General features: G+C 49.8%; 1 rRNA gene. It reads left to right on the plus strand.

From position 1 onward, the window contains the following. Positions 1-210: 210 nt before the first annotated feature. Positions 211-281, plus strand: a 5S ribosomal RNA gene (gene rrf / locus QP909_RS11825); the annotation flags it as partial.

Below are 281 nucleotides of genomic sequence, written 5' to 3' on the forward strand. Positions count from 1 at the left end.
AGATAGGCCAGACCTGGAAGCACTGTAAGGTGTGAAGGCTACTGGTACTAATTGACCACAACAAACACCAACACACTCGGTGTGACTCAACAAAAGAGTAAAGAGAAAAGAAACAGTCACTGTCGTGACCGCGTCCACTATGCAGTATCTGACACAACACCCACACACAGTGGGCACTAAGAAGGGTTTGTACTAATGCTTCGAATGTTTGTCGGTGGTCAATAGCTGCAGGGAAACGCCCGGTCCCATTCCGAACCCGGAAGCTAAGCCTGCACACGCTG

Origin of the sequence: Corynebacterium sp. MSK195, from assembly GCF_030228885.1 — a bacterium.
Classification (GTDB): domain Bacteria; phylum Actinomycetota; class Actinomycetes; order Mycobacteriales; family Mycobacteriaceae; genus Corynebacterium.